Annotated in this window: 7 protein-coding genes; 4 read left to right on the top strand and 3 right to left on the bottom strand. The window is 72.1% G+C overall.

What is annotated here, in order from left to right; all coding sequences use genetic code 11:
• Positions 1–225 precede the first annotated feature (225 nt).
• The 3 genes from ACTHMF_RS19015 to ACTHMF_RS19005 are packed head-to-tail and all read left to right on the top strand — an operon-like array spanning position 226 to position 3,042.
• Positions 226–1,266, top strand: coding sequence for a LolA family protein (locus ACTHMF_RS19015; RefSeq protein ID WP_440319773.1), 1,041 nt, complete (start codon positions 226–228; stop codon positions 1,264–1,266).
• The gene (locus tag ACTHMF_RS19010; protein WP_440319771.1) at positions 1,263–2,201 is read left to right on the top strand and encodes an ABC transporter ATP-binding protein; all 939 of its coding nucleotides are present in this window, start codon (positions 1,263–1,265) and stop codon (positions 2,199–2,201) included. The genes ACTHMF_RS19015 and ACTHMF_RS19010 overlap by 4 nt, the downstream gene beginning before the upstream one ends.
• The gene (locus ACTHMF_RS19005; RefSeq protein WP_314145878.1) at positions 2,188–3,042 is read left to right on the top strand and encodes an ABC transporter permease; all 855 of its coding nucleotides are present in this window, start codon (positions 2,188–2,190) and stop codon (positions 3,040–3,042) included. Before ACTHMF_RS19010 ends, ACTHMF_RS19005 begins: the two co-directional genes overlap by 14 nt.
• Before the next feature lie 13 nt (positions 3,043–3,055).
• On the opposite strand, the gene ACTHMF_RS19000 is transcribed toward ACTHMF_RS19005, so the two are convergent.
• From ACTHMF_RS19000 to ACTHMF_RS18990, 3 genes are all read right to left on the bottom strand, one after another.
• Entirely contained in the window at positions 3,056–3,628 is a 573-nt protein-coding gene (locus tag ACTHMF_RS19000; protein ID WP_314145868.1) for a GNAT family N-acetyltransferase, read from the bottom strand.
• 65 nt (positions 3,629–3,693) lie between these two features.
• On the bottom strand, positions 3,694–4,077 hold the full coding sequence (locus ACTHMF_RS18995) for a hypothetical protein (RefSeq protein ID WP_314145867.1): 384 nt from the start codon (positions 4,075–4,077) through the stop codon (positions 3,694–3,696).
• Between the two features lie 9 nt (positions 4,078–4,086).
• Positions 4,087–4,293 (bottom strand): type II toxin-antitoxin system HicA family toxin, encoded by a 207-nt coding sequence (locus ACTHMF_RS18990; RefSeq protein ID WP_440319769.1) that lies wholly within the window; start codon positions 4,291–4,293, stop codon positions 4,087–4,089.
• 107 nt (positions 4,294–4,400) lie between these two features.
• Between ACTHMF_RS18990 and ACTHMF_RS18985 the strand changes: the two genes are divergently transcribed.
• Positions 4,401–6,019, top strand: a 1,619-nt coding sequence (locus ACTHMF_RS18985; protein ID WP_440319767.1) for a phosphoketolase, incomplete at its 3' end; no start/stop codon positions are given.

Here is a 6,019-nt window from a genome sequence, read left to right as displayed (position 1 = left end):
GCGGGGGGGCGGGGGCCCCGGCCCCCCCCCCGCCGCCGGGGGGGGGCCTTCCGTGCCTCCCTGACGCGCCGCCCCGTCGTGTCCGGGGTTCTTCACGCGACACGCCGGCCGGAGGCGCGAACAACTCCGGAACGGTTCCGGGCGTGTCATACCAGGGGATGATTTCGCGCTCTCTCATGGAGTTCGGAGGGTCGGCGGGCGGCCCGCGAGCGTATCCTCTGGGGTATGAAGCACCGCTGGGTCCGCTGGCTGCCTGCTGTGGCCGTCCCCGCCGCGATCGCCGCAGGCGCGATCGTCGCCCCGCTCGCCGCGGGCGCCGCCGACCTGCCGGAGAAGACTCCGGCCGAGGTCCTGAAGCTCGTCGCGGGAAGCGACGCCCGTGCCTTCTCCGGGACCGTCGAGCAGACCTCCGACCTCGGGCTGCCGAGCATCCCGAAGACCTCCGGATCGTCCGCCGACTCGAGTGCCGCGAGCACCCTGGAGCTCCTGATGGGCGACCACACCGCGAAGGTGTACGTCGACGGGCCGGAGAAGGTCAGGGTCCAGCTGCTCGACCAGCTCGCTGAGCGGGACGCGATCCGCAACGGCTCCGACGTCTGGCTGTACGACTCGACCGGGGAGAAGGCGACGCACGTCACGCTGCCCGCGCACGACGCGACCTCCGCCCGGCCCGACGCGACGGCGACGACACCGTCGGCGCTCGCGCAGCGCTTCCTGGCCGCGGTCGACCCGAGCACCTCGGTGACCCTCGGCAGCAACACGAACGTCGCCGGGCGCGACGCGTACGACCTCGTCCTGACGCCGAAGACGTCGGCGACCCTGGTCGGCTCGGTGTCGATCGCCGTGGACGGCGCGACGGGCATCCCGCTGCGCGTCCAGGTCGTGGCACGCGGCGCCTCCGACCCGGCGTTCCAGGCCGGCTTCACGTCGTTCAGCGACCAGGCTCCCGCCGCCTCCGTCTTCTCGTTTACGCCGCCGAAGGGCGCGACCGTCACCGAGCAGTCGCCGAAGAGCGGCAAGCACCGCGACGTCGGCGCCGACCGGAAGCCGGTCGTGACTGGCGAGGGCTGGGCGACCATCGTCTCCCTCCCGGCCGGCTCGGCACCGGCCGCGCTGACCGCCGACCCGCTGGTCGCGCAGCTGACCCAGCCGGTCGACGGCGGGCGTGCGCTCTCGACCTCGCTGGTATCCGTGCTCGTCACCGCCGACGGCCGCGTGCTGGCCGGCTCCGTCCCCATCTCCGCACTGCAGTCCGCCGCCCGGTGACCGAGCCCGCCGCGATAGCGACGAGCGGCCTCACCAAGCGCTTCCGTGCACGCGCGGTGGTCGACGGGCTCGACCTCGCCGTCCCGCGCGGCTCCGTGTTCGGCTTCCTCGGCCCGAACGGCTCCGGCAAGACGACGACGATCCGGATGCTGCTCGGGCTGATCTCGCCCTCCGCGGGCTCGATCGAGGTGCTCGGCGAACCGATGCCGGAGGGCGGCGCCAGGGTTCTTCCGCGGGTGGGCGCGCTCGTCGAGGGCCCGGCCTTCGCGCCGTACCTCTCGGGCGAGGCGAACCTGCGGCGGCGGGACACGGCCGACCGGTTCGCGCCGCGCGCGACGCGGAGCGCCAGGATCGAGGCCGCGCTGGAGCGCGTCGGCCTGTCGCACGCCGCAGGCAAGCACGTGCGCGCATACTCGCTCGGGATGAAGCAGCGGCTCGGGATCGCCGGCGCCCTGCTGACCGACCGCGACCTGCTGGTGCTCGACGAGCCGACGAACGGGCTCGACCCCCAGGGGACGCGCGAGGTGCGCACGCTCATCCGCTCGCTCGCGGACGGCGGGGCCACGGTGTTCGTGTCCAGCCACCTGCTCGCCGAGATCGAGCAGGTCTGCACGCACGCCGCGATCATGCGCGCGGGGCGCTTGGTGGCGCAGGGCTCGCTCGACGAGCTGCGCGGAGCGTCCGGCCCCCGCGTCGAGGTGCTGACACCGGACGGCGACCGGGCCGGCGCGGTGCTCGCCCGGTTCGGCCTGCGCGCCGAGCCCCGGGCGGACGGCGTGGAGGCGGCGCTCCCGGTCCGGGCGCCGGCGGCGGAGGAGCTGAGCGCGGCGCTCGTGGGCGACGGCGTGCGGCTGCGCGGCTTCGCGGTGCGCGCGTCCAGCCTGGAGGAGCGGTTCGTCGAGCTGACGGGGGAGGGTTTCGATGTCGAGCAGTGAGACGGCGGTCGGGGCACGGCTGGCGCGGCCCGCGGCAGGCTGGGCGCTGCTCGGCTCCGAGCTGTCCGTGCTGTTCCGGCGCTGGCGCACCTGGGCGATGCTCGGCTCCCTCGCCGCCGTCCCGGTCCTGATCGCCGTCGCCATCCGGATCACCGGCGGCCGCCGCGGCGGCCCCGGCTTCCTGGAGCAGATCAGCGGCAACGGCCTGTTCGTCGCGTTCAGCGCGCTCGTCGTCTGCGTCCCGCTGTTCCTGCCGCTGACCATCGGCGTCGTCGCCGGGGACACCATCGCCGGGGAGGCGAGCCACGGCACCTTGCGCTACCTCGTCATCGCGCCCGCGGGACGCCTGCGGCTGCTCGCGGTGAAGTACGCGGGTTCCGCGGTGTTCTGCGTGGCCGCCGCGCTCACGGTCGCTGTGGCGGGAGCGGTGATCGGCGCGATCCTGTTCCCGATCGGTCCGGTGACGCTGCTCTCCGGCACCACCGTCCCGATCGGCGACGCGCTCGTGCGGATGCTGCTGATCGCGCTCTACATCGTGGTCTCGCTGCTCGGGATGTGCGCGATCGGCCTGTTCCTGTCCACCCTCACCGACGTCCCGGTCGGGTCGATGGCCGCGACCGCCGTGCTCGCCGTCGTCTCGCAGGTGCTGGACCAGCTGCCGCAGCTGGACGCGATCCACCCGTGGCTGTTCAGCCACTACTGGCTCGGCTTCGCGGACCTGCTCCGGGACCCGATCGCGTGGGACTCGTTCGCGAACAACGCCGTGCTGCAGGCCGGCTACATCGCCGTCTTCGGCGCCCTCGCCGCCGGCCGCTTCCTCACCAAGGACATCCTGTCCTGAGCCGGGCCGCGCCTCAGAGTGCGCGGCGCATGACGGCCCGCGAGGCGCTGGGCTTGCGGACGACCTCGAAACCGCCGGTGCGGAACAGCGACACGGTGCCGTGGTACCGCTCGGCCGCGGAGAGCGTGGGGCGCGCCTCGGTGTCCACCGGATAGCCCTCGATCACGGTCGCCCCGTGCTCGTGCGCGTGCCGGAGCGCGCCCTGCAGCAGCGCCCGGGCGACGCCCTTGCGTCGGTGCTCCAGCCGCACGACGAAGCAGGTGATCGCCCACGGGTCGGCCGGATCGTCGGGCTGGCGCTTGCTGATCGGCGACCGGGCAAGGCTCGGGTACGCGCTGAACGGCTCGACGGCCGCCCAGCCGACCGGCTCGTCGCCGAGCCACGCCACCACGCCGGGCGAGCCGGCCTCCACCTGGGCGTGCAGCAGCTCCGCCTTCTGCGTGCGGTCGGTGCCGTTCCAGTCGGCGCGACTCAGCTTGAACCACTGGCACCAGCATCCCGCGGGATCGCCCTTCGTGCCGAACACCGTGCTGAGCGACTCCCACGTCGAGGCGTCGACCGAGCGTGTGACCACATCGTCCGTCATGCCGCGAACCTACCGCGGGCCGCCGACGTTTTCACCGATCGCCCGCGGCGAGGCCCCGGAGATGGTCATCCCGCCTTCGCGAGCTGCTGCACGCGCTGATGCGAGACTCCGAGCAGTGCGCCCGCTTCCGCCTGTGTCAGGTGCTGCTCTTCGAGCAGCGCACGGACGGCCGCGCGCCGGAGCCCCGCTGCCTTGCGTTGCGCCGCCTCGACCTCCGCCTGCAACCGGTCCGCCTCGGACCAGGCGGCCGCGACCGACTCGGGCAGCTCTATCGACACATCGACGCTGGCGGCGCCTTCGGGCAGATCGAGCAGAGCGGTGACAAGACCAGTCGCCATCTCGTGGATCTCACGAATGGTCCTCGCCTGGGTCACAGCGTCCAACTCGGGGATGCGGATGATCCACCAACGGCCTTCACGCGTCGCCGTCGCCGAATAGGTCTTCCCCATGGAGTCCTCCTACCGCCAGTTCTCCGGTGTACCCGGCACTTTTCTGATCACTTGGCGTACCACGCCGGGTGACACCCGTCCGTGTGTCGGGATGGCGAGGGAGTCGTCCCCCTCCGGGGAGCCCCAGACGTTGTGGCGGCCCTTCGTGCGGAGCAGCCGCCATCCCTGTCGCACGAGGAATCGTTCGACGTCGCGCTGGGAGACTTCCTTGACCATCGAGTCACGCTAGCCCTCCTAGCGTACGACCGCAAGGTCCCCTAGTGTCAGCACATCAAGCGTTTTCACACCTGTATTTCGCCTCCGCCCGCTCGTAGGATTCACGGGTGAGCGACACGACGAGCACGACCAGCGACCGCCGCCTCTCCGACACCGACCTCGACCGCATCGACGCCTTCTGGCGCGCGGCCAACTACCTCTCGGTGGGGCAGATCTACCTCCTGGACAATCCGCTGCTGCGGCGCCCGCTGTCGCGCGACGACATCAAGCCGCGGCTGCTCGGGCACTGGGGGACGACGCCAGGGCTGAACTTCGTCTACGCGCACCTGAACCGGGCCATCCGGGAGCGCGACCTCGACACGATCTTCGTCGCAGGTCCGGGCCACGGCGGGCCGGGTGTGGTCGCCGGCGCCTACCTGGACGGCACCTACAGCGAGATCTACAGCGGCATCGACCAGAGCGAGGAGGGGCTGCGGCGGCTGTTCCGGCAGTTCTCGTTCCCGGGCGGCATCCCCTCGCACGCGGCGCCGGAGACCCCGGGCAGCATCCACGAGGGCGGTGAGCTCGGCTACGCGCTCTCGCACGCGTACGGGGCCGCGTTCGACAACCCCGACCTGCTGGTGGCCGCCGTCGTCGGCGACGGCGAGGCGGAGACAGGGCCGCTCGCGACGGCGTGGCACTCCAACAAGTTCTTGAACCCGGTCACCGACGGCGTCGTGCTGCCGATCCTGCACCTGAACGGCTACAAGATCGCGAACCCCACCGTGCTCGCCCGTATCCCGGAGGAGGAGCTGTTCGAGCTGATGCGCGGCTACGGCTACGCACCGCACCTCGTCTCCGGCGGCTTCGACGGCGAGGACCCGCGCGACGTGCACGTGCGGATGGCCGCCGAGCTGGATGCGATCCTCGACGAGATCGCCGCGATCAAGAAGGCGGCGGCGGCCGGCGAGCTGACCGAGCGTCCGCGCTGGCCCATGCTCATCCTGCGCACGCCGAAGGGCTGGACGTGCCCGCCCGAGATCGACGGCCATCCCGCCGAGAACAACTGGCGCTCGCACCAGGTGCCGCTCGCGGACGCCAGGGACACCGAGGAGCACACCCGGCTGCTGGAGGGCTGGCTGAGCTCGTACCGCCCCGAGGAGCTGTTCGACGAGGACGGCGCCCCGGTGGAGCTGGTGCGCAGCCTCGCTCCCGCCGGGCAGCGCAGGATGAGCGCGAACCCGGTCGCGAACGGCGGCCTGCTGCGCAAGGACCTGCGGCTGCCGGACTTCCGCGACTACGCGGTGGACGTGCCGTCTCCCGGCGAGACGGTCGCCGAGGCGACCAGGGTGCTGGGGGAGTGGCTGCGCGACGTCATGCGGGCGAACCCCGACGACTTCCGGCTGTTCGCGCCGGACGAGACGGCATCCAACCGGCTGCAGGCGGTCTACGACGTGACCGGCAAGCAGTGGAACGCCGAGTACTGGCCGATCGACTCCGACAACCACCTGGTGCCGAGCGGCCGCGTGATGGAGATGCTCAGCGAGCACCAGTGCCAGGGCTGGCTGGAGGGCTACCTGCTGAGCGGCAGGCACGGCGTCATCACGTCCTACGAGGCGTTCATCCACATCGTCGACTCGATGTTCAACCAGCACGCCAAGTGGCTGAAGAGCTCCCGGGGCATCCCGTGGCGGCGCCCGGTGGCATCGCTGAACTACCTGCTGAGCTCGCACGTGTGGCGGCAGGA

Origin of the sequence: Leifsonia sp. (genome assembly GCF_051955155.1) — a bacterium.
Classification (GTDB): domain Bacteria; phylum Actinomycetota; class Actinomycetes; order Actinomycetales; family Microbacteriaceae; genus Leifsonia.
Note: the sequence above shows the minus strand (reverse complement) of the source record. Positions and strands in the feature narration are given on the sequence as shown.

What these genes read in the sequence shown, in the direction of transcription:
- ACTHMF_RS19015 (WP_440319773.1), top strand. Translation starts at nt 226, where the DNA reads ATGAAGCACCGCTGGGTCCGCTGGCTGCCTGCTGTGGCCGTCCCCGCC.
- ACTHMF_RS19005 (WP_314145878.1), top strand. Translation starts at nt 2,188, where the DNA reads ATGTCGAGCAGTGAGACGGCGGTCGGGGCACGGCTGGCGCGGCCCGCG.
- ACTHMF_RS19000 (WP_314145868.1), bottom strand. Translation starts at nt 3,628, where the DNA reads ATGACGGACGATGTGGTCACACGCTCGGTCGACGCCTCGACGTGGGAG.
- ACTHMF_RS18995 (WP_314145867.1), bottom strand. Translation starts at nt 4,077, where the DNA reads ATGGGGAAGACCTATTCGGCGACGGCGACGCGTGAAGGCCGTTGGTGG.
- ACTHMF_RS18990 (WP_440319769.1), bottom strand. Translation starts at nt 4,293, where the DNA reads ATGGTCAAGGAAGTCTCCCAGCGCGACGTCGAACGATTCCTCGTGCGA.